Source organism: Streptomyces sp. NPDC055400 (assembly GCF_053644375.1).
The window spans coordinates 17,724-37,532 of sequence record NZ_JBSHLM010000019.1 but is presented as its reverse complement, the minus strand read 5'-3'; the positions used below and the strand labels follow the sequence as shown (position 1 = coordinate 37,532).

Annotated in this window: 17 protein-coding genes and 3 pseudogenes; 11 read left to right on the top strand and 9 right to left on the bottom strand. The window is 68.2% G+C overall.

The window, feature by feature from the left end; all coding sequences use genetic code 11:
* Nucleotides 1-47: 47 nt before the first annotated feature.
* Nucleotides 48-1,187, bottom strand: coding sequence for a helix-turn-helix domain-containing protein (locus ACWIGU_RS37910; RefSeq protein WP_454406245.1), 1,140 nt, complete (start codon nt 1,185-1,187; stop codon nt 48-50).
* A gap of 87 nt (nt 1,188-1,274) precedes the next feature.
* Between ACWIGU_RS37910 and ACWIGU_RS37905 the strand changes: the two genes are divergently transcribed.
* The 6 genes and pseudogenes from ACWIGU_RS37905 to ACWIGU_RS37880 form a co-directional block, all read left to right on the top strand.
* Complete coding sequence (locus tag ACWIGU_RS37905) at nt 1,275-2,330, top strand: ferredoxin reductase (RefSeq protein ID WP_454406243.1); 1,056 nt, start codon at nt 1,275-1,277, stop codon at nt 2,328-2,330.
* A gap of 7 nt (nt 2,331-2,337) precedes the next feature.
* Nucleotides 2,338-3,459, top strand: coding sequence for a fatty acid desaturase family protein (locus tag ACWIGU_RS37900; RefSeq protein WP_454406241.1), 1,122 nt, complete (start codon nt 2,338-2,340; stop codon nt 3,457-3,459).
* A 1,163-nt stretch (nt 3,460-4,622) separates the two neighbouring features.
* Nucleotides 4,623-5,273, top strand: a complete 651-nt coding sequence (locus ACWIGU_RS37895) for a YeeE/YedE thiosulfate transporter family protein (RefSeq protein WP_454406239.1) — start codon at nt 4,623-4,625, stop codon at nt 5,271-5,273.
* The gene (locus ACWIGU_RS37890; RefSeq protein WP_454406237.1) at nt 5,273-5,689 is read left to right on the top strand and encodes a YeeE/YedE thiosulfate transporter family protein; all 417 of its coding nucleotides are present in this window, start codon (nt 5,273-5,275) and stop codon (nt 5,687-5,689) included. Before ACWIGU_RS37895 ends, ACWIGU_RS37890 begins: the two co-directional genes overlap by 1 nt.
* A gap of 789 nt (nt 5,690-6,478) precedes the next feature.
* Nucleotides 6,479-7,465: an oxidoreductase gene (locus tag ACWIGU_RS37885; RefSeq protein ID WP_454406235.1), complete on the top strand. Its 987-nt coding sequence runs from the start codon at nt 6,479-6,481 to the stop codon at nt 7,463-7,465.
* Between the two features lie 566 nt (nt 7,466-8,031).
* Nucleotides 8,032-8,694 (top strand): annotated as a pseudogene (locus ACWIGU_RS37880) (IS256 family transposase); the annotation flags it as partial.
* 62 nt (nt 8,695-8,756) lie between these two features.
* Here the strand turns inward: ACWIGU_RS37880 and ACWIGU_RS37875 are convergent.
* Both ACWIGU_RS37875 and ACWIGU_RS37870 read right to left on the bottom strand, forming a co-directional pair.
* Nucleotides 8,757-8,978, bottom strand: a pseudogene (locus tag ACWIGU_RS37875) (IS630 family transposase); the annotation flags it as partial.
* Between the two features lie 94 nt (nt 8,979-9,072).
* A pseudogene (locus ACWIGU_RS37870) lies at nt 9,073-9,291 on the bottom strand (transposase); the annotation flags it as partial.
* Nucleotides 9,292-9,520: 229 nt separating this feature from the next.
* Here ACWIGU_RS37870 and ACWIGU_RS37865 point away from each other — a divergent pair.
* Entirely contained in the window at nt 9,521-9,733 is a 213-nt protein-coding gene (locus ACWIGU_RS37865) for a DUF4287 domain-containing protein (protein WP_069816356.1), read from the top strand.
* A gap of 191 nt (nt 9,734-9,924) precedes the next feature.
* On the opposite strand, the gene ACWIGU_RS37860 is transcribed toward ACWIGU_RS37865, so the two are convergent.
* Nucleotides 9,925-10,587: a response regulator gene (locus ACWIGU_RS37860; protein ID WP_454406233.1), complete on the bottom strand. Its 663-nt coding sequence runs from the start codon at nt 10,585-10,587 to the stop codon at nt 9,925-9,927.
* Nucleotides 10,584-11,711 (bottom strand): sensor histidine kinase, encoded by a 1,128-nt coding sequence (locus ACWIGU_RS37855; RefSeq protein ID WP_454406231.1) that lies wholly within the window; start codon nt 11,709-11,711, stop codon nt 10,584-10,586. The genes ACWIGU_RS37860 and ACWIGU_RS37855 overlap by 4 nt, the downstream gene beginning before the upstream one ends.
* 239 nt (nt 11,712-11,950) lie before the next feature.
* Here ACWIGU_RS37855 and ACWIGU_RS37850 point away from each other — a divergent pair, with 239 nt between their 5' ends.
* Nucleotides 11,951-12,328, top strand: a complete 378-nt coding sequence (locus ACWIGU_RS37850; protein ID WP_454406229.1) for a DUF6223 family protein — start codon at nt 11,951-11,953, stop codon at nt 12,326-12,328.
* 178 nt (nt 12,329-12,506) lie between these two features.
* On the opposite strand, the gene ACWIGU_RS37845 is transcribed toward ACWIGU_RS37850, so the two are convergent.
* The gene (locus ACWIGU_RS37845; RefSeq protein ID WP_454406227.1) at nt 12,507-12,770 is read right to left on the bottom strand and encodes a hypothetical protein; all 264 of its coding nucleotides are present in this window, start codon (nt 12,768-12,770) and stop codon (nt 12,507-12,509) included.
* Nucleotides 12,771-12,993: 223 nt separating this feature from the next.
* On the opposite strand from ACWIGU_RS37845, the gene ACWIGU_RS37840 reads away from it, so the two are divergent.
* Nucleotides 12,994-13,362 carry a hypothetical protein gene (locus tag ACWIGU_RS37840; protein ID WP_454406225.1) on the top strand — a complete coding sequence of 123 codons (369 nt, stop codon included), beginning with the start codon at nt 12,994-12,996 and terminating at the stop codon, nt 13,360-13,362.
* Between the two features lie 342 nt (nt 13,363-13,704).
* Here ACWIGU_RS37840 and ACWIGU_RS37835 read toward each other — a convergent pair whose 3' ends face one another.
* From ACWIGU_RS37835 to ACWIGU_RS37825, 3 genes are all read right to left on the bottom strand, one after another.
* Nucleotides 13,705-13,833: a hypothetical protein gene (locus ACWIGU_RS37835; protein WP_454406224.1), complete on the bottom strand. Its 129-nt coding sequence runs from the start codon at nt 13,831-13,833 to the stop codon at nt 13,705-13,707.
* Between the two features lie 353 nt (nt 13,834-14,186).
* Nucleotides 14,187-14,564: a VOC family protein gene (locus ACWIGU_RS37830; RefSeq protein WP_454406223.1), complete on the bottom strand. Its 378-nt coding sequence runs from the start codon at nt 14,562-14,564 to the stop codon at nt 14,187-14,189.
* A 239-nt stretch (nt 14,565-14,803) separates the two neighbouring features.
* Nucleotides 14,804-15,361: a GNAT family N-acetyltransferase gene (locus ACWIGU_RS37825; protein WP_454406221.1), complete on the bottom strand. Its 558-nt coding sequence runs from the start codon at nt 15,359-15,361 to the stop codon at nt 14,804-14,806.
* Nucleotides 15,362-16,673: 1,312 nt separating this feature from the next.
* Between ACWIGU_RS37825 and ACWIGU_RS37820 the strand changes: the two genes are divergently transcribed.
* Nucleotides 16,674-17,999, top strand: coding sequence for a purine-cytosine permease family protein (locus ACWIGU_RS37820; RefSeq protein WP_454406220.1), 1,326 nt, complete (start codon nt 16,674-16,676; stop codon nt 17,997-17,999).
* A gap of 48 nt (nt 18,000-18,047) precedes the next feature.
* Nucleotides 18,048-19,499 carry an amidase gene (locus tag ACWIGU_RS37815; protein ID WP_454406218.1) on the top strand — a complete coding sequence of 484 codons (1,452 nt, stop codon included), beginning with the start codon at nt 18,048-18,050 and terminating at the stop codon, nt 19,497-19,499.
* The last annotated feature ends 310 nt before the right edge of the window (nt 19,500-19,809 follow it).

The window sequence follows — 19,809 nt, the reverse complement described above, 5'->3', positions numbered from 1 at the left end:
ATTCCTGGACCGCTCGCGGACGCGGTCGTGGACGGGCGAAGTACGCGTCAGCTGCCCCGAAGGCCGACCGCCAGCGTCAGTTCAAGGACCCGGTGTGGCGATGCGAGATCCGGAAACAGCTCCCGCAGCTGCGACATCCGGTACCGGACCGTCTGGGGATGGACGAACAACGCCGCCGCCACCTCCTCCCGCCTGCCCTGGTGCAGCAGCCACGCCCGCAACGTCTCCTCCAGCCGCCGTGCGGTCGCGACAGGCAAGGTCCGCAACGGTGCGAGGGCTCGGGCACGCAGGTCTGCGAACGCGTCCACGTCGGCGCTCAGCACCAGCTCGGGCAGGTGGTCCTCGGTGTCGCGGATATCAGAGGAGAGGGAGCGCGCGCGTGCGGCCCGTGCGTACGAGGCGGACGCACGAGCCCATGGCCGGGCCGGGCCGACCACGGCGGTGCGGTCGGTCAGCTGCCGCAAGAGATGTGATCGGTCGGCGTCGGGGACGAGCAGCACACCGGTGGCGTCCGGCTGATCGTCGAGGACGAGGGTGCTCGGGTCGAGCGTGCGGTAGGCAGGCCGGGCCTGGTCGGCGGGCAGCAGGACCGCGGTCAGCGAAGCCGGAGGCTGCCACCCGGCGCGTTGAGCAGAGGCCAGCAGCACGTCCGGGCTCGCGCCGGCGAGGAGGTCGCGGGCCAGGTGTTCCAGGTGGCGCTCGTGGGCCCTGCCCCGGGCGGCCAGTTCGTCGGCGTGGCCCGCGGCGCTCGCGGCGGAGAGCTCGTCGATGTAGGCGAAGGTCAGCTCGGCGAACTTGGCGACCTCGGCGGCGGGTAGACCTGCGGGTACGGCACCCGCTGCCAGGCATCGCCAGGCCACGCGGGCGCCGACGCGGTAGGCGCTGAGCAGGGCGTCCATCGAACGGCCGTCGCGGACCTCGCCTCGGCCCAGCTCGTAGGCTGCGTCACCGGCGTCGCCGCCTGTGGCGTTCCCGCTCGCGAGGTCCAGGTAGTGACCCAGGGCGGTGCGGACGGCTCGGCGGATGGTGCCGCCCATGCGGCCCGAAAGGGCGTTGGCGTAGGGAGGGACCTCGTCGATGATCGCCTGGACGACCTCGTCGGCGGTGGTCTTCAGCGCGGCCCGAAGTGCGGTGACCGTCGTCTCATCCAGGGCCAGTTCGCTGGCCCTCCTGATTGCATGGCTCACGTTTTTGTTCCCTGCGAACAATTCGGCCGACCAGATTTACGTCTTGCGGTCAGGACTTTACGCCCTGAGGCGCATCAAGCTGGAGCCATGACGAGTGCAGCCCTCCGCAGCAGGGCGTGGAAACTGCTGGAGATGGTCACGACGCCGCTGCTGCCGTCGGACTACCTCGACCTGGTCAGCCCGCTGCGTGCGGGCGCTGACCTGCGTGGGCGCATCGAGGCCGTGCACCCCGAGACGGGTGACGCGGCGACCATCGTGATCAGGCCGGGACGGGGCTGGCGCGGCCACACGGCCGGTCAGTACGTGCGGATCGGGGTCGACGTCGACGGGGTGCGCCTGTGGCGTGCCTACTCCATCACCTCGCCGACAAACCGCCAGGACGGCCGCGTCACGATCACCGTGAAGGCGATCCCGGACGGCAAGGTCAGCAACCACCTGGTCCGCAGGGCGACACCGGGCACGCTGATCCAGCTCGACCAACCGACCGGTGACTTCGTGCTGCCGCAGGCCAAGCCCGCCAAGGTGCTCTACCTGACGGCCGGCAGCGGCATCACGCCCGTGATGGGCATGCTGCGCGACACCGAGTTCGACGACGTCGTCATGGTCCACTGCGCGCCACAGCCGCAAGACGTGATCTTCCGCGATGAACTGCACGACCTGGTCGCGGACAAGAAGCTGCGGCTCACCGAGGTGCACACCGACACAGGCGGCATGCTCGACATCGCCCGTCTCGACGAACTCGTGCCCGACTGGGCCGAGCGCGAGACCTGGGCCTGCGGGCCCGCGGGCCTGCTCGACGCCGCCGAAAAGCACTGGAGCGAACACGGCGTCCAAGAGCGCCTGCACACCGAACGCTTCCGCCCCAGCATCGTCGCCGCCGGCGACGGCGGTGAGGTCACGTTCAGCGCCACCGGCAGGACCGTCGAGGCGGACGGCGCCACGCCGTTGCTGGACGTCGGCGAGGAGGCCGGCGTGCTCATGCCGTCCGGGTGCCGCATGGGCATCTGCTTCGGCTGCGTCACGCCGCTCAAGGCGGGCGCAGTCCGCGACCTGCGCACCGGCGAGATCACCGAGGCCGAGCCGGGCGTCCTCATCCAGACCTGCGTGTCCGCCGCGGCGGGCCCCTGCGACATCGAACGGTAGGAACACCTTGACCGCCATCGACCCCACGGCACACCTGACCGCGGAGCAGATCGAGGAGCTCGGCCGCGAGCTGGACGCGATCCGCGACGAAGTGATCGCCGGCCGCGGCGAGAAAGACGCCGCCTACATCCGTAAGGTCATCTCAGCGCAGCGCAAGCTCGAGCTGGTCAGCAGGGGCGTGCTGCTGTTCTCGATCTTCCCGCCCGCGTGGCTGATCGGCACCGCCGGGCTGTCCGTGGCGAAGATCATGGACAACATGGAGATCGGCCACAACATCCTGCACGGCCAGTGGGACTGGATGCGAGACCCGAAGATCCACTCCACCACCTGGGAGTGGGATCACGTCTCGCCGTCCGAGCAGTGGAAGCACTCGCACAACGAGCTGCACCACACGTACACCAACGTGATCGGCAAGGACAACGACCTCGGCTACGGCATCATGCGCGTCGACGAGGACCAGAAGTGGCACCGCTTCCACCTCGGCCAGCCGCTGTGGAACTTCCTCAACGCCTGCTTCTTCGAGTACGGCATCGCAGCCTACGACCTGGAGCTCGGCAAGAACCTGCACAAGCGCCGCCGCAAGAACCCGGAGTTCCGCGCGCGGGCCAAGGCCGTGGGCCGCAAGATCCGCAAGCAGGTGCTCAAGGACTACGTGATCCACCCGCTGCTGTCGGGCCCGTCGTTCCTCCCCACGCTCGCCGCCACGTTCACCGCAAACCTGGTCCGCAACATCTGGACCCACTCGGTGATCATGTGCGGGCACTTCCCCGAGGGCGTGCAGGTCTTCGAGCGCCGGTCGATCAAGGGCGAGACGCGCGGCCAGTGGTACCTGCGCCAGATGATGGGCTCGGCGAACATCAGCGGCAGCAAGGCCATGCACTTCATGACCGGCAACCTCTCGCACCAGATCGAGCACCACCTGTTCCCGGACCTGCCGAGCAACCGGTACGCCGAGGTCGCGGTGAAGGTGCGCGCGCTGTTCGAGAAGTACGAGCTGGAGTACGTCACCGGGCCGCTGCCCAAGCAGGTGTTCTCCGCGTGGCACAAGGTCTTCCGCCTCTCGCTGCCGAACAAGAAGCCCAAGGTCAAGACGCCGGACCGCGAGCAGGAGCTCGTCGCGGCAAGTTAGGCAGCGCTTTTCATCCACGCTATGAGCCGGGCCCACCGGCCTTCCTGCCGCCTGCCCGGATTCGGCCCCGGCGGAGTCATCAGCTCCCGTGCGGGTACCGGTTTGCGCTTCCCTGGCTCACACGTGCACCGCTGCGGTGTCGGCACGCCGGCGAGTACTTGCTCCACGTGCCCTCCGCAGCCCTCGTAGGTCACCTTCCGGCATGACTGGCAGACAGCACGTTGGCACATGGGTCTCCTTCCTTCGCGGCCTCGTTAACGACCAGTAATATCAACAGTTTCGTCACAGCCCAATTCATGCTTTCGCCATAAGTGAAGCCCATGTGTGCACAGCCTCCACGGAAGAATTACTTCTGCACGCAGAAAGGCCGACCATGTGGGCGTGTCACGCCCGATATTGCGTGACATTTCGCGCTCATCGATGTCAAGCGGGTCCGGCCGTGTCCGGAATTGCCTGCGATACCGAAACAGTGGTTGCATCACGCCCGGTCGAGGCAGGAAGGCACTGCTTTGCACTGTGACAGGCCATCAACGCGCGTTCGGCATCGTCGATGTGGGCGCGTCGGGGCAAGAGACCGAGAACGGCAGCGCCCCTCATAAAACGGGTGGTGTGCGCCGGTCAGAAGGGAGCGACGTGGGTTGCTCGCATACCGCAGGATGCCCCCTTTTCCCCTTGCTTAAGGCGAGTTTGCAGGGGTGGCGCGACTATTACTGCGACAGCGAGGATCAATGGCTCGGCTGTGCGCGCTACCAGGTGTCACTCACCGGCGAGCGCGTGCCGATCAGCCTGCTGCCCAATGGAGCCCGCGCACGCCACCTTGAAGAAATGGGCGAGGGCGCGGACCGGCCCAGCGCCGCCGGACCTGAGCAGGGGTCCCAGCAGGCTCGTCCCCCTCAGCCCAATCCTTGGCGGCAGGAGAACCCGTCCTGGTCGCAGCCGGCACCGGCTTGGCCGGCAGAGTCGTCAGAACCTGTGACCACGGCATCGGATGGTGCGGCTCAGTTCGGGCCGGCGTCCCCGACGATCTCGGCGTCGCATTACACGCCGTCATCGTCCGCACGGGCTCCCCGGCCCGCAGACCGTCCGTCCAGACGCGCTGGGCAGAGCTCCGGACCGAAACGCGGCCTCTGGGCTCGATTCACCGAATGGATGGGAGGCCCCGCATGAGTGGCTACTGGCCCTGGTGGGCCGGCGCTGCCGGGCTCGCTCTGATCACCATCAACTACGCCCTCACCACGGATCGGTCGTTCGGGGTGTCGTCCGCGTGGGATCGCGTCCTGCACTGGCGCAGGGAGCGTCGGCTCGAGCGCATGGACGAGGAGTTCACCGACGAGCGAGCGCTCGCCGAGGCTCTCGCCGTAGCGACGGCGGAGCACTTCGGCACCGACTACGCCGCGCCCACCGTGCCGCCGGTTCCGTCCGGCACGTCACAGCCGGTCCAGACGGACGTCGAACCAACGGTGAATGAGGACACCTCGGCCCTAGCCCCGGCCCCGCTGGTCACCCAGGCTGCCCTGCTGGTGTCGATCTTCCTCGGCGGGTTGATCGCTGCGGTCACCTCCGGGAAGTTCCACCTCCGCTTCGACATGGGCCCCGGATTCCGGGACGTGGTCACCACGAATCCGATCACCATGATCGTCCTGCTGTTCATCGGCGGCGTGCTGGTCGGCTTCGGAACTCGGCTGGCCGGTGGCTGCAGTTCCGGCCACGGGCTCAACGGCTGCGGCCGTCTGCGCCCGGTCAGCCTGGTCGCGACCGCCGTGTTCTTCGGCACCGCCGTCGCGGTCTCGTTCCTTCTGTGGAGGGTGATCTGATGCGTACCCGAGGCGCGATTCTGCTGGCCAACATCATCACGGGACTGGCTCTCGGTTACACCGTCTCCCGTATCGGCTTCGGCGACTACACCGAGCTGAACCGCATGTTCACCTTCCAGGACCTGCGGATGTTCTTCTCCTTCGCGGGTGCCGTCGGGATCATCATCTGCGCGTTCGCTCTGCTGCGGATCCGCCGCACTCCGGGGCGCATCCACGCGGGCGTGATCCCCGGCGCCGTGCTGTTCGGAACCGGCTGGGCGATCTCGGGCGGGTGCCCGGCGATCCCGATCATCCAGGTTGCCAGCGGTTACGTGCCCGCGCTTGTCACCATCGTCGGCGTCATCGTCGGTATCCGACTGTGCCGCTGGGTCAATGCCCGCTACTTCCACCTGGACCGCGGCTCCTGCGGCCTGTAACCGAAGCCGCCCACCGAATCGTGCTCGCCCCTCGCATGGCCACATCCGAGACGCGCCGCGCCAGAAGCGCTGATGCTCTCGTCCGGGCGGGCACATTGGCCGGGTCAACTCCAAGCGCTCCCATTGGAGTGGCTGGCAGATGCCCTCGTGATGCCCACAATCCCCGGACCGAGGGCATCTGTTCGTTGCCGGCAACGAAGCCGGAGTCCTGACGCTGGAGGCCCGCTGCCCCGGCCTCGCTCCGTCGCGGGCCTACGGCTCCCTTTGCGCCCTGCCTCCGTGTCCGCGGCCCATGCCGCCAGACTGACCGTCGTGGTCAGGGTGTGCACACCACCGACGCGGCTGTACGTGACGCGGGCGAACCGCTGGTCGACGCCGTGCGGCAGTGTGGTCGAGCTCTGCGTTCGAGGGCACCACCATCTTGATCCTGGTGACGCCTGCCTGCCGCAAGACTTCCGCGAAGTAGGGGAAGCCCCAGCGCATCGCCAACGACCTGGTCATCGAGGAGCTGGCCGCCCTTCAGCCCAACCCCGACCAGCTTCCGGGCCCTGCCGCTGTGCCTTGCGATGTATAGGGAAGCACACGCCGGGCACTCGCCCGGCGATCGGACGGTGGTCGGCCGCTGGGCCTGGTCGATGAGGTGTACGTCTTCGGGGCGTACGCGCGCGGGGCGCTGAGCCAAACGATGTCGACGTTATTGCTCAAGGGTTGAGGTCGATCTGACGGCTGACCGTCTGCTGTCAGCGAATTCGCATGGGCCGGCGGTGATCTCGGTGCTTGTGTGTCGGTATGGAGATCCTGGTTCTGGGCGGAACGGCATGGGTGGCTCGGGAGCTGTCGCGGCAGGCGATCGAACGCGGCCATCGGGTGACCTGCCTCGCGCGTGGTGAGAGCGGAGAAGTCGCGGACGGAGCGACACTGGTCGCCGCCGACCGGCGCGACCCGTTGGCGTACGAGCCCCTGCTCGACCGGGTATGGGACGCGGTCGTCGAGGTGTCATGGCAGCCGGGCTTCGTTCGTGGAGCGCTCGACGCGCTGGGCAGCAAGGCCGGGCACTGGGTGTATGTCTCGTCCGGCAACGCCTACGCCTCCCACGCCACGCTCGGGGCGGACGAGTCCGCGGCCCTGCTCGCCCCGACCGACAGGAGCGAGGTCGACCGCGAGTTGTACGGCGAAGCGAAGGTCGCCTGCGAGCAGGCGTTGACGGCCGCGGTGGGCGACCGCCTCCTCATCGCACGAGCCGGGCTCATCGGCGGCCCGGGCGATCACAGCGGGCGCTCCGGTTACTGGGTCGCCCGCGCCGCACGCGATCCGCGAGGGCCGATGCTGGTCCCCGACACACCCGCCAGGCCCACCCAGGTGGTCGACGTGCGGGACCTCACCTCCTGGCTGCTCGACTCCGCGGAGACGGGGATGACCGGCACGTACAACGCCGTCGGCCCGGTCGTTCCGTTCGAGGAGTGGATCGAGCTGTCCCGCGCCGTCGGCGGGCACACCGGTCCGGTGGTCACCGCCGAATCGGCGTGGCTGCTCGCCAACGGCGTGGCCCAGTACATGGGGCCCGAATCGCTGGCCATGTGGCTGGTTGAGCCGGGCTGGGAAGGGTGGTCGGCCCGGGACGGGTCCGCGGCGCGCGCCGCGGGGCTGCGCCACCGGCCCCCGGCGCAGATGCTGGCCGACACACTGCACTGGGAACGCGAGCAGGGGCTGGACCGGGAAAGGCGCGCAGGCCTCAGCGCGCAGCGCGAGCGCGAGTTGCTCGACGCCCTCGGCTGACGGCGGTGGACCGGTCTCCCACATCCGAGCGTCTGTACAGGCACCTTCTGTTCTGACTTCCCGATCTCGTGGTGGGCCCGGCCGAGAACCGGTGCAGCTGGCCCTGAAGAGCTACTGATTTTCGCCGGACTCGGCTGGCTGGGGTTCTCGCGCGAGGGCGATGTAGAGCGCTGATCTCCCGCAGCCGGACGTGGTGCTCCTCGGGCGCAGAGAACAGCTTCACGGGCAGCACGACCAGCCCGAACTGGATCACGCCGGACCACAGGGCCCTCATGCCTTAAGCGTCCATCGCCACCGCCCGGTTGCGTCCAGGGAAGTGGTGTACGGGCTCGACCTGATCCGGGGGTTTGCTCCGGCATCGGAATCAGATCCGCATAGTCGAACGGCCACCGGCTGATCTTCGAAGTGTCGAAGCCTCGAAGGAGATCAGCACGATGTCCGCACCAGACAGTCTGCCCCTGCATGCCCTCGCAGAAGACAACCTCGCCGCGGCGAGTCCCGATCTGCTGCGCGCGATGGTCAAAACGTTCGCCGACGCGCTCATGTCTGCCGAGGCTGATGCCATCTGCAACACCGAATACGGGCAGGCCATGGACGGACACCGCGAGATCCTCGGCATCGACGTCGCCACGGCCGAGGACGGTGCGGGCTGGCTCGCCTTCCTGCGCTCCCTGACCGCTCGCGGCCTGTCCGGCGTCCAACTGGTCGTCTCCGACGCCCACACCGGCCTCGTCGCCGCGATCGGCGCGGTCCTGCCCGGAGCTTCGTGGCAACGATGCCGCACGCATTACGCCCGAAATCTGCTGAGCCAGGTTCCGAAGTCGGCTCAGCCGTGGGTGGCCACGCTGCTGCGGACGGTGTTCGAGCAGCCCGACACTGACGCCGTCCAGGCTCAGTTGCGACACGTCCTGGACGCGCTGGAGGCCAAGTTCTCCAAGGCAGCAGCCCACTTGGACGGCGCTCAGCACGATCTCCTGGCATTCACCGCGTTCCCGCGTGAGATCTGGCGGCAGATCTGGTCGAACAATCCGCAGGAGCGGCTGACCAAGGAAATCCGGCGCCGCACCGACGTGGTCGGCATCTTCCCCGACCGCGCCGCCGTGATCCGCCTGGTCGGCGCGGTCCTGGCCGAGCAAAACGACGAATGGACCGAGGCCCGTCGCTACATGGGACTCGACCTACTCGCCAAGGCCCGCCGCCACCCCATCGAGTCAGAAACCGACGAGACCGTTCTGCCCACCGAACTCACCGCATGGCCTCAAAACGAGATCACCGAGTGGCCGTCGATACACCACTCCAGCGGACGTGACCACAGCAGGAAGACTGTCAGCCACTCGCGCTCAGCCACGAGGTCCCGCATCCTGCGGGAGACATGGGTGTTCAGGCGGTCCCAGACCAGCACGATCGGCGCTTTGACTAACTGGTGAACGCCGTCGATGAGTGCGATGAAGTCCCGCTCGCTCATACTGCGGCGTGTTCCCTTGCCTGCTGGGCGGGTCCGAAGGCGGTGGCAAGGGTCCGGGGGGGGCGGTGCCGTAGCGGTCGGTGACCTGCATGGTCTCCGCGTCCGGATCTCCCCAGGAATCCGGCTTGGCGAAGCGGAACTCCTTGTTCAAGGCTGCGTACATCGCTCCGTGCCCGCGCCGGTGTTCGGCGGTCAGCGTGAGGTCGACCGGCGTCTTCACCGGCCCGTCCGCACACAACAGGGCGTCGGCGAGCTCGAACAGCGTGTCCCCGCGCACGGTCAGGGAGTCGAAGAAGTCGTCTCGGAAGTGTGACGCCACCGCGAACGCATCCCGCCGGACATCGTGATGCAGCAGAATCATCCCCTCACGGCCTTCGTACTGGTCAAGTGCATCCTTCGTCGGAGCACAGGATCAGACGAAGGCCGTGTTCACGTCCCCGGAATCCTCGTTCGAGCGAGCACGTTCGGCGCATCGTTCGAGGTCAGACCATAAAGAACAAGCTGAGAAGCTGTGTCAGATCTACTGATCTGTGACGTTCTGTGACGGGCGGGCAGACTGCGTTGTCAGTGGTGGGTGACATGCTGCGGTCATGACTGAACCTGTGAAGGGCCCGGCCAGCTACTTTCCGTCGATCGAGAAGAAGTACGGCCGGCCCATAGCCGAGTGGAAGAACCTCATCCGTACGTCACCGCTGTCCAAGCACATGGAGCTGGTCGGCTGGCTCAAGGCCGAACACGGCCTGGGGCACGGCCACGCCAATGCTCTTGTCGCCCACACGCTCGCGGAGGCCGACGGAAAGTAGAAAGACCCTCTGGGTGGCTCTGTTCACGAGTAGCGACAGCGGATGTTCAGCTCTTCGGGAGGCACTCGAACTCCACCGTGTTCGATGTTCACGTGAAACGACAGCACCCGGCCAGGACGAAGACGTTGAGCACCCCCTGCCAACCGTGAGCGCCCCCTGCCAACCATGCGAAACGGTTGCGTGGCGCACAGTCATAGGTTGTGTGGGGCCACCAGGCCGGACTCGTAGGCGAAGACCACGAGTTGGGCGCGGTCACGGGCCTGGAGCTTTGTCATGGCCCGATTGATGTGGGTTTTCGCGGTCAGCGGGCTGATCACCATGCGGTCGGCGATCTCGTCGTTGGACAGACCCTGCGCGACCAGGGCAACGGCCTCGCGTTCGCGGCTGGTCAGCTCCTCCAGCCCCTTGCCGGTGTCGGTGGGGAGCGGCTGGTTGACGTACCGGTTGATCAGCTTGCGGGTGATCGAGGGCGCCAGCAGGGCATCGCCACGAGCAGCGACGCGGACGGCGTGCAGGAAGTCCTCCGGCACCACGTCCTTGACCAGGAAACTGGCAGCACCGGCGTGCAGGGCGTCGAAGACGTACTCGTCCAGGCCGTAGTTGGTCAGGATGACCACGTGCACGCCGTCCAGGGCCGGGTCCGCGGTGATGCGCCGGGTTGCCTCGATGCCGTCGATGACCGGCATCTGGATGTCGATGAGCGCGACGTCGGGCAGGTGCTCCTTGACGAGTTCCAGGCCCTCGCTGCCGTCGGCGGCCTCGGCCACCACCTCGATGTCGTCCTCGAGGTCGAGGAGGGCGCGGAACCCACTGCGAATGAGGGGCTGGTCGTCGACGAGCAGGACACGGATCATGAGGTCCGCTCCACGGGGAGTTCGGCCTGGACGGTGAAGCCGCCCTCGTCACATGGTTCGGCGCGTAGCCGGCCGCCGAGGGCGGTGACGCGTTCGCGCATGCCGAGCAGCCCCAGGCCCGGCAGCGGGGCGGTGGCCGGCGTCGCCTTGCCGTCGTTGTCGATGCGTATGGCGAGGGAATCCGGGAGGCAGTCGATGCGGACCGCCGCGGTGGTGGCGTCGGCATGCCGGGCGACGTTGGTGAGCGCCTCCTGCACGATCCGGTAGACGGTCCGGTCCACCGCGGCCGGTACGTCGTGCTGCTGCCCGTCGATCGTCAGCGTGGCGTCCAGGCCCAACGTCCGGGATTTTTCCACCAGTTCCGGGACGTCGTCGATCCCGCGCGGCGGAGACGTCTCGTCGTTGCGCAACGCCTCCAGCGTGGCCCGCAGTTCCCGGCTGGCCTCGCGTCCGGCCTCCTGGATCGCCAGCAGCGCTTCCGGCACCTGTTCGCCCAGTCTGCGGGCCACGTGGACCGCGACTTCGGCCTGCAGCTTGATGACCGAGATCTGATGCGTGAGCGAATCGTGCAGCTCGCGCGCGATACGCAGCCGCTCCTCATCGGCGCGACGCCGCGCGGTCTCCTCCCGGGTCCGCTCGGCCTCCCCCGCCCGCTGCTCGGCCTGCCGCACAGCCTCCCCTGCGGCGAAGGCGGCGATCAGCCAGGCGATCTCGAGCACGCCCCCGCCCCGCCCGAACGCCTCGCGCACCGGCTCGGCGTGGAAGACCAGCGCCGTGAGGTGGAGAGCGACCAGCATGGCGACGGACGCCGCCACGGTGACGGCGCGGTGCCCGGCCCGCACCGCGCCGTACACCGCAACCAGATACGAGACGGCGAGCACGTCGAAACCGGCCGCCTGATACCCCACCGCACACAGTCCGGTAACGGCCAGGACCAGAAGCGGAGCCCGGCTGCCGGCGGCCAGCGCCAGCCCGCCGCCCGCCAGCAGCGCAAAGCCGAGCAGGTCGCTGTTCGCCGTGGAACTCTCGCTGGACAGCCCGGTGCCCACCAGCAGCGCCGCCACACCGACGGCGACCGCCCAGTCCCAGAAACCGGCCGGGACACCGAACCGTCCTCTGTCCATACGCGCACCCTAGCCGGACGCCACCACGGGCGAGTCCGGCTCACGAACGAGCGGCCGACTACCGCCCCCGCAGTACCCGCGCGTCGTCTGCCGCACCCGCAGCAGGCGCATGAACCACCGGCAGCAGCGCGAATTGTCTGCGTCCGCTGGACGACGGACGGCGGGGCCGACGCACATGCTGGGCCGACATCGAATCGCGCTGAGGCGACATCGAATTGCAGGAGACAAGGGGACCTCTCATGGCAGTCCAATCCGTGCTTGCCGCACCGGCAGCCGCGCACATCGCAGTCCAGTCGGCTGCCACCACCGGCCTGACCTCCGGACGACTGGTGGGCACCACGGCCGCCGTCGTGGCACTGGCCGGCGTGGTCATCGGCGGACTGGCTCTGGCCCGCTCCACCGATCGTCCCGGCATCGGCAACAGGCGAAACAGGGCCATCATGGCCCTGGCGGCGGGACTGGCCGGCCTGGCCATGGGCGTAGTGAACCTGGCCGTCGCCGACGGTGGCCCCGGCACCGGCAACGGAGTAATCGCCGGCGCCATGGCCCTGGCACTAGGGCTGATCGGCACGGCTCTTGGCGGCCTGGCACTGACCCGCGCCCGGCGCACCGGCTGACGGCGACGGATCCGGGCACGCGCTCGCGCCTGCCTGAAGACCCATCAGACGCCGCCGACAGCGCTGTCGAAACTCGTGAACTTTTCGACTCGCCGACGGATGCCGGCTGCCTCCCAAACTGACGGACCTGCGCTGTCCGTTCCCGCGTACAAAGCCACCCCTGGGTCTGTCTCGGCGGTCAGCTGCGGGAGACCTCGGCCCAGGTGCGCATCAGCTCGTGCATGCGGTCCTCGTAGCCGCTCGCGGCACTGACGATGGTGCCGAGTTCGTCGCGTTCCTCAAAGGGGCCCGGGGTGCGGAATTTCGCCTCGTCGTAGAAGAACCTGACGACGTCATAGACGAGTGTGGCGCGAGCGGTTGCCGTGCCGAAAATGCTGTCCTGCAGCCTTGTTCCCTCGGTTGATGCTCCATACCAGGCCTTGTGCAATGCGGCCTTCAGCACCGCATCCAGTCTCCCATGCGGCCCTCTCCTTGTGGTCATGATCTCGACAGGGCCCCTCAACCTACGGCGTATGGTCTGCGACGCGCAGCAGCGCCCCTTTTCAGGACGGGGGTCCTGGCGCGGCGCCACGGTGCCACATGCCGCGTCACCGCGTGGCCTCGCGTGCCTCACCAGGACGACGCGAGAAGGGGGCGCGGCCCGCGGCGCGGGTACAAGTACCCGTATGGCGTTGGTGTGGGTGGGGGTGGTGGAGCAGGCGCGGCGGATCGCGGCTCAGTACGAGTCGCGGGTGACGCTGCGCCAGCACCCGGGGCTGTTCCACCGGTTGCGCGCGGCGGGGGTGATCCCGAACCGTCCGGCCGCGTACCGGAAACTGTCGGCGAAGTTGGCTGCCGTGGTGCGTGCGGGTGAGGGTCCTGAGTTGGTCGACCTGACCCGCCATGTCCACGTACTGACCTGTTGGCCGGACGCTGGCGCCGCCCTCGGCGACACAGTGCGCATATTCCGCCTCGACCGTACCCGCAACCAGCCGGTGGGCCTCTACCTGTGTTCGGAGAAGGACTCGCTGCGGTGTTGTTCGAGCAGTGGGTGAGCGACCTCGGCATCCCCGTCCTCGTCTCCCGCGGATACGGCAGTGAGTCCTACATTCGCACCGTGCGCGAACGCGTCCTCACCGAGCAGCGCCCGAAGGTTCTGGCCTACTGCGGCGACGCCGACGCGAGCGGCCAAGACGCGATGCTGGACTGGATCGCCCGCACGAACTGCTGGGACCAGGTGGTGCACGTCGCGCTCACCGTCGATCAGGCCCGAGCTGCTGAACTGCCCGCGGCGGTGGGCAAGGTAAGCGATCCGCGGTGGCCGGCCTTTGCCCGGCGCCATCCTCGACCCGGCCGCCCCGGTCCAGTGGGAGGTAGAAGCACTGGATCCCGACGTGCTACACCGACTGGTCCTCGACGTTGTCGACCAGCACACCGACCGCGACGTCCTGCGGGCCGTTCTCGCCGACGAACAACGCCAGCGCCGCGACCTCGACGCCGCGCGCCGAGAGTGACAGGCCCGGCACACCGGCCAGGAGCAGAGCTGAGAGGGATGGTTGCGATGCGGGCCAGCACACCAGAGCGCTTCGTCACAGCCCGCACCGCAGAGCGCGCAGCACAACCCCTCAGCGCCCCGCGTCCTCGTCGTCCTGGTCGCGCTGCTCCTGACCCTCGCTGTCTCCGTCGGCCGCGGCTTTCGCGTCGACGTCGCCTGCGGGCCTGCCGGGTACGCGCCAGTGGGCGGGCAGTGGTCCGTGCCTGCTGAGTGAGTGTCTGGAAAGGCGGGACACCGGCGCTAGAGGCCCAGGCCCTCTGCAAGTGGCGGTAATCGACGGACAGGCTTCCCAGGCCATGGTGGAACCTCGGCCCGACCACGTAACTACCGCGCAACGTTGATGTTGTTCGGGGGATTGAATACGCAGAACTCGTTGCCTTCCGGGTCGGCAACGACGATCCAGCGGAAGCCGTGTTCGCTGAGTTCTTCAGAGAGATTCGCAGCGCCGAGCCGTTCGAGGCGATTGACCTCGGACGCCAGGTCTGCGGTGCCAAAGTCGAGGTCAAGGTGCATGCGGTTCTTGGCCTGCTTTGGTTCTGGGACGTGCTGCAGGAGAAGGGTTGGTGCGGGAGCGGGCCCGACCAGGCTCAGGTAGGGAGGTCCGTGGAAGCCGCGCCGGTAGTCCAGCGGGGCGAGCGCGGCGAGCCAGAAGTTCGCTTGCGCTTCGGTGTCGACACAGTCCAGCGTCACAACAATTTGCATGGCGGAACGGTAGAAGGCTTGGTCCGTCCTGGCGATCTATTTTTTGGCAGCACCCGAGGTGGTGCTGCCGCTCTTCAGGCCCAAGCATCCTCTGCGAGCTCTTATGCCGGTGAGTCCCTTTTCGACCAGTCCTTGCGAGGACCGCTGCGGGTGATCCTCCGGGTCATCAGGGTGATGAGTTCTGCCCGCAACTTGCGAGGCTATACGGGATTCAGGAAGTCGCCGCCGCTTGGCGTTGCTCACCCCTGGTCTTGTTCGGCCCGTATCTGAAGGCGCCATCTCACATGGACGCCCGTCTCGGCGGGTGCTCCCGGCCCATCCGACACCCCGACACGCTCAACTTCAGTGAAGCCCAAGCGGCGGGCGATGGCGCCACTCGCGGAATTGGCCTCGTCGTGGTGGATTTCGATGCGATCAATACTCGGAAGCTCGCGTCCTGCTTGAACGAGGGCAGCCGCGGCCATAGTGGCCAGCCCCTTCCCTGTCCACCCGTGATGGAGCCAATAGCCGATGTCCAGACCGCCAGGTCCGATCCGGCGATGCAAGCCGCAGCTGCCCACCACCGTTCCACCCGAGGTGACCGCGTAGTTGTATTCCTGCCCCGAGGCCCACTGCTCCTCGCAGTGAGCCAGGAACCCTTCCCCCTGCTTCCGGTCGTGGGTGGCCGCAAACGGCATCCACGGCAGCAGGTGATCACGCGACTCGGTGATCACCCGATGCAGGGCATCGATGTCGTCGAGACGCCATCGGCGCAGTTCGACCTGGTCAAAACGAAGTACGTCAGCAGGCTGTTCCATGACCGGAATGCTGCCTCAGCCTCACTAGATCGACAACGCAATTGCCGCACTGAACCCACGTGCCATCCAGTGCTGGACACCCTCCCGGCAACAGGTTCCCGTTGCTTCAACCTTCAGGATTCTGCGAACCCGCTGGTTTCTGTGTACGACTGCGGGGCATCTACGGACCTTGACCCCGAATCCTGGACACGGGGCCGTCCCGAATGCCGGCCGCTGACCGTCACGACGGGAGTGCGTCCCCGCCGGCCCCGGGTCCGTCCCCGCGGCGGCCTGCCGGGCGATGTGCTCGACCGGCCGACCTACTTGTCCGTCGGACTCGCCACCAAGGTGGGGTAGCCACCCACCCGCGGCAACGCCCTGTCCCTCGGCATTCCAGCTGCCGAGGGTCAGGGCCCCTCACAGGGCTCCCTGAGAGTGCATCGCGGGGGTGCGACACCGGGTTCGCCGGCTCCTGGCGGCCGACCCCAGACGGCTTCTCTCGCGGTAACTGACCACGTCGACGACGATCTGCGCGGAAGCGCGTCTGGTTCCGTGGTTCCGCTCGCCGACGACAGCGCCGTGCTCGTCGAGCACGTAGCGACGGTGGGCCGGGTACAAAGCCGCGTATCGATCTGTTCCAGACTGGCGAGTCCATGACTCCCCAACCAACTGAGAAAGCGGGTGAGTTCACCCAGTCGGCCCGCGCAGGCGGTGGCCGTGCGGGTCTGGGGTCCGGAGGCATGAAGTTGTGCACTTCGCCCACGTCGTCCTCCGGCAGGAACCGAGTCACCAGAAAGGCGGTTTCGGGGTAGCAGAGCTGCTGGCAGGTCGTGTCGGGGTGCTCGGGGGACAACCGCTTGTACCCGCCGCCGTGGTGTTCGAGCAGGGCGGCGAAGATGCTGGGCGAGTCGAACCGGGGAGCGGCGAATCAGTCGACGACGCCCTGCGACGAGACGAGCGCGGCGGTCTGCAGGTGGCCAACCAGGCCGTGTTCGGCGATGGGAGGGTAGCGGTTTAAGGCTGCTGCGACGTCTCCATACAGGCCCCCTAGGCTCCCACTATCCAGCGCTGGGGCGGCCCCTGCCGCATAGAAGCGGCCGAGGACCGCCTGCTCAGCGCCCCGGCGACGGCAGCCCGTTGCCCCACGCCTGTTTGGGGCGACGGGGTGAGGGCGGCCGCAGGCAGCCGCGCGCGGGGCACTGACCCCGTGCACGGACGGGGCGGGATGTCCGCCTGTCGCGTCCCGTTCCCGTAACGCACTGTGTCTTCGGCCGAAACACCCGGAACCTACCGTCCAAGCCACGCGACGGTATACCAAAATCTGGGAGGGCCTGTGACCACGACCACGAGCAGCACAGACCGGAAGCAGCAGCACATCGAGACCGGACCGCTGGGCGAGGAGTACGAGCACGAGCCGGTGCCCACGCACGCGCGGCGCGGATTGCTTTCCGTCTCCTCCGTCTGGTTCGGCTTCCCGATGAACCTCGGCAACGCCGTCTTCGGCGGCGTTATCGTCTACAACCTCGGCTTTCTCACGGGCGCGGCCGCGATTCTCCTCGGCAACCTGGTGCTCTTCGGTTACGTCGGTGCGCTCAGCTGGCTCGCGGGGCGCACCGGCGAGAACTTCTCGCACCAGGCGGCCCGCACGTTCGGCACGCTCGGCGCCCGCATCCCGGCGGGATTCCTCTCCACCGTCGTCATCGGCTGGTATTCCTTCCAGATCGGCCTGAGCGGGACCACGCTCCAAGAGGCCCTGGGATGGACGCCGTTGCTCGGGGCCCTCGTCGGAGGTGTGTTCTATACGGTCCTGACCGTGATCGGGATCCGTGCCCTGTCGCTGATCGGACTCGTCGCCACGCCACTCTTTGTCGTCCTGGCGGGCGTCGCTGTCTGGTTCGCGCTCGGCGACGGCGGCGCCTCGCTGGGCTCCGCCCTCTCGTACGAAGGCGTCGGGCACACCTTGTCCTTCGCCGCCGCGACCAGCATCGTCGTCGCCGGATTCTCCGACTCGGGCACGATGACCGCCGACTTCACCCGCTGGGCCAAGAGCGGGCGGGCCGCGGTCGCCGCGGCGAGCTGCGCGTTCCCCTTCGCCAACAGCGTCTCGTATCTGATCGGCGGGCTCGTCGTGGCGGTCGGCGGAGCCGTCGACCCCGCGGTCAACGGCGGCGGGTTCCTCGGCCTGCTCACCGGCCACGGACCGCTGCTGACCGCCGTCGCGGTCCTGTTCGTCTTCGTCAACCTCGGCTCGGTCGCCTCGCACTGCCTGTACAACGGCGCCGTGGGCTGGTCGGCGATCACCCCGCTCCGCATGCGCCCGCTCGCGATCGCCCTCAGTGTGCTCGGTCTCGCGGCAGCGCTGACCGGAGTGTGGAGCCTGTTTCTCGACTGGCTGAACCTGCTCGGGATCTTCGTGCCGCCCATCGGCGCCGTCCTCATCACCGATCAGGTGTTCCTGCGCCGCCGTACGGCCGGCCGCGCCTCGCGCGCCTACCGCATGTCCGCACTCGTTGCCTGGGCGGCAGGCGCCGGCGCCGCGACACTGGCACACCACCTGCTGCCGGGCTCCGTCGACGCGGTCATCGGCATGGTCATCGCCTGCGGGGTCTACATGGCCGTGGAGCGCCCGGCACCGGCACCCGTCGCCCAGGCGGCGTAATTCGCACCCACCCGAAGACCCTGCAACCCACTTGAGGAGGACACTCGCATGGATCGCGCAGCCCGCGACGAACTCTGCCGCCTTCCCGCCACTGAACTCGCCATCCGCATCAGGAAGCTGGAGGTCTCCCCGCTCGAGGCCGTCGACGCGGTACTCGATCGTATGGGAGACGTCGACGCGACTCTGAACGCCTATTGCACACCCGTCCCCGACCTCGCCCGCGACAGCGCCCGTCGCATCGGTGAGCGGTTGGCGCGAGGTGAGGACGTGGGTCCGCTGGCGGGTGTGCCGGTCGGAGTGAAGGACCTGATTACGACGCGGGGGATTCGTACGACGTCGGGTTCGCCGGCGTACGAGGACTTCGTGCCGGACGAGGACGATGTGGTGGTCGAGCGGGTGGTGGCGGCGGGGGCGGTGGTGCTGGGCAAGACGAATGCCACCGAGTTCGGTTACAGCGCGGTGGGGCACAATCCGTTGTTTCCGGCGACGCGTAATCCGTGGAACATCCAGCTCACGCCGGGGGGTTCGAGTGCGGGTTCTGCGGCGGCGGTGGCGGCGGCGCTGGGGCCGGTGGCGTTGGGTTCGGACGGGGGCGGGTCGGTGCGGGTGCCTGCCGCGCACTGCGGTCTGGTGGGGTTCAAGGCGGCGATGGGGCGGGTGCCGGTGTGGCCGGGCTGCCGGGACGAGCGCTTCGCTGGGGTGTCGGGCTGGGAATCCTTGGAGCACATCGGCCCGCTGACCCGCACGGTCGCCGACGCGGCGCTGATGATGTCGGTCCTGGCGGGGCCGGATCCGCGTGACCGGCACTCGATCCCGTGCGGTGACGTGGACTGGACCGAGGTTCCTGCGGACGGCGGCGTGGCCGGGCTGCGCGTCGCCTACAGCGCCGACCTGGGGTACCTCGCGGTCGACCCCGAGGTACGCCGTGTGGTGGGCGAGGCGGTGGGAGTCCTGGAGAAGGATCTGGGCTGCCGTGTGGAGGCGGTCGACCCCGGGTGGGGCGACCCTGCCGAGGCGTTCGCTGCCCTCATCGCCGCCGAGACCGACCTGACCGGTATGCGTCGCCTGATCGGGGAACACGGCGCACGCATGTCGCCGCACCTGGTGACGATGATGCAACGACGTTGGACGGCCGAGGAGTTCACCGACGCCAACATGGTCCGCAAGGCTGTCGTCAACCGGACGGCACGCCTCATGTCGACGTACGACGTGCTGGTCACACCGACGACGGCGGTGCCGGCGTTCGAGGTGGGTATCCAGGGCCCGACAGTCATCGACGGCCGGAAGGTCCCCGACACGGCCTGGACCGGCTTCACCTTCCCCGCCAACCTGACGGGCCAGCCCGCGGTGAGTGTTCCCGCAGGCTGGACCCGGGACGGGCTGCCGGTCGGCCTGCACATCGTCGGACGGCATCTGGCGGACGCCCAAGTCCTGGGCGTGGCCGCCGCGTTCGAGCGGGCGGCGCCGTGGGCCCATCGGTGGCCGACCGACCCCAATTGATGGCACCCCTTCGCGAAGCCCAGATCGCAGCACCGAAAACGTTCGCGCTCCACTGGCCCCGGGACTGGTAGGCGCGCATGTTGAGGTGTTGCGTATTCGCGAGGCTCCTGACGGGCAGGACACAGCCTTTTCCAACCTCAGTCCGACGATGCCGGGCTGACTGGCGGAGCCGGGTGAGAGATACCTGCCAGGGCGAAGTTCTTGGTACTTGTTGATGGTGAGGCGGGCGGATGGCGGGTCGACCGCGAGGCGCTAACCTCGCCGTTTCACTTGCTGCTGCTGAGTAACTGGGCGGGTGCGTTTGGGATGG

Coding starts and splice junctions, on each gene's coding strand:
- ACWIGU_RS37905 (WP_454406243.1), top strand. CDS start 1,275: ATGACGAGTGCAGCCCTCCGCAGCAGGGCGTGGAAACTGCTGGAGATG.
- ACWIGU_RS37895 (WP_454406239.1), top strand. CDS start 4,623: ATGAGTGGCTACTGGCCCTGGTGGGCCGGCGCTGCCGGGCTCGCTCTG.
- ACWIGU_RS37890 (WP_454406237.1), top strand. CDS start 5,273: ATGCGTACCCGAGGCGCGATTCTGCTGGCCAACATCATCACGGGACTG.
- ACWIGU_RS37885 (WP_454406235.1), top strand. CDS start 6,479: ATGGAGATCCTGGTTCTGGGCGGAACGGCATGGGTGGCTCGGGAGCTG.
- ACWIGU_RS37865 (WP_069816356.1), top strand. CDS start 9,521: ATGACTGAACCTGTGAAGGGCCCGGCCAGCTACTTTCCGTCGATCGAG.
- ACWIGU_RS37860 (WP_454406233.1), bottom strand. CDS start 10,587: ATGATCCGTGTCCTGCTCGTCGACGACCAGCCCCTCATTCGCAGTGGG.
- ACWIGU_RS37855 (WP_454406231.1), bottom strand. CDS start 11,711: ATGGACAGAGGACGGTTCGGTGTCCCGGCCGGTTTCTGGGACTGGGCG.
- ACWIGU_RS37850 (WP_454406229.1), top strand. CDS start 11,951: ATGGCAGTCCAATCCGTGCTTGCCGCACCGGCAGCCGCGCACATCGCA.
- ACWIGU_RS37840 (WP_454406225.1), top strand. CDS start 12,994: ATGGCGTTGGTGTGGGTGGGGGTGGTGGAGCAGGCGCGGCGGATCGCG.
- ACWIGU_RS37830 (WP_454406223.1), bottom strand. CDS start 14,564: ATGCAAATTGTTGTGACGCTGGACTGTGTCGACACCGAAGCGCAAGCG.
- ACWIGU_RS37825 (WP_454406221.1), bottom strand. CDS start 15,361: ATGGAACAGCCTGCTGACGTACTTCGTTTTGACCAGGTCGAACTGCGC.
- ACWIGU_RS37815 (WP_454406218.1), top strand. CDS start 18,048: ATGGATCGCGCAGCCCGCGACGAACTCTGCCGCCTTCCCGCCACTGAA.